The 1,303-nt window shown below is 68.3% G+C and carries 1 protein-coding gene; it reads right to left on the bottom strand.

The window, feature by feature from the left end:
- Nucleotides 1-66: 66 nt before the first annotated feature.
- On the bottom strand, nucleotides 67-1,290 hold the full coding sequence (locus tag ACIQVL_RS51565) for an IS701 family transposase (RefSeq protein WP_403479320.1): 1,224 nt from the start codon (nucleotides 1,288-1,290) through the stop codon (nucleotides 67-69).
- Nucleotides 1,291-1,303 lie beyond the last annotated feature (13 nt).

The following is a 1,303-nucleotide window of genomic DNA, read 5'->3' as shown; positions in this document are numbered from 1 at the left end:
CGACTGCTTGGCGCTGGCGGCGCCAGTTCGACCAGCTCAGCGCGTGACGTCGTCCGCGGTGTCCGCTCAGGTGCGGGGGCTGGGCACGACAAGTTGCCAGGAGTCGCCGAACCTCCGCCACTGTGAGCCCGATGCCCCCGGCCGCCCCACCTGTTCCGCCCCCTTTTCCTGGGCCTGGTGTGTCGTGGCAGCCAGGAAGGCGTGCGCGAGCATGACCAGCGTGATGTGCCGATACCAGCCGAGGTAGCGGCGGACTTCGTACTGGTCCAGGCCGCACTCGTTCTTCGCGGCCTGGAAGCACTCTTCGATCGCCCAGCGCGTCCCGGCGACCCGTACCAGTTCCTGGACCACGGTCTGAAGGGGTGCGTAGGCGAGGTAGTAGGCGATCTCGTCGGGCTTGCTGATGCTGCGTCGGGCCAGTGCCCACCGCATCCGGTGGGGGACCTCACCCTGGTAGTCGAACTCGGCGACGGCCGGCAGTCTCACCGCTGCCCAGTGGTAGACGCGTGGCCCCTTCGCGCCGTCGCCGCAGGAGATCTTCTCCCATGCTTCGTCCGGGGCCTGCGCGAACAGGCCCTCGATCCGTGAACAGCCCACGCTGAACTGTGACTTGGGGACGGCCAGTACGTAGCCGACACCTGACTGTTCCAGCAGCCGGCGGAGGCGGTTGTCCTGGCCGTAGGCGGAGTCCGCGGTGACCCAGGCGATAGGCAGTGGCGAGGCGAGGGCCCGCAGCACGATGTGCCGGGCCAGTTCGCCTTTGGTGGCGAACTCCCGCTCGTCGGGGACCCTTGCGGTGCGGCAGCGTTCCCGGTCCTCGGTCCATGACTTCGGGAGATAGAGCTCGCGGTCGACCAGAGCCCGGCCGCGGGCGGAGGCGTAGGCAGCAAAGACGCCGATCTGGCAGTTTTCCGTCCGGCCGGCGGTTCCGGAGTACTGGCGCTGGACCCCGGCTGAGGTGGTGCCCTTCTTGATGAAGCCTGTGTCGTCGATGATCAGGACGCCGCTATCCTCGCCGAGTTTGTCGGCGACGTATTCCTGCAGGTCGTCGCGGATGTGATCGGGCTCCCACTTCGATCCGGCGAGGAGGTGCTGCAGCCCGTCGGGCGTGGGGTGGCCGGCCTGTTCGGCGAGCTGCCAGCTGTTCTTGCGGGCCACCGGGGCGAGCAGCCCACGTACGTAGTCACGCATGCGTCGGCGGAGTTCGACTCGGCCGAAGCGGTGCCCGATGGTCAGGAAGAGGTCGTCCAGTTCGAGGTCCCACTGCGCGGCGGCATGCTCGGTGATCACCCTCGGAGGCTGC

It is taken from the genome of Streptomyces sp. NPDC090499 (genome assembly GCF_044769305.1).
GTDB lineage: Bacteria > Actinomycetota > Actinomycetes > Streptomycetales > Streptomycetaceae > Streptomyces.
The sequence above is the reverse complement of the archived record's forward strand: the minus strand, read 5'-3'. Positions and strand labels throughout refer to the sequence as shown.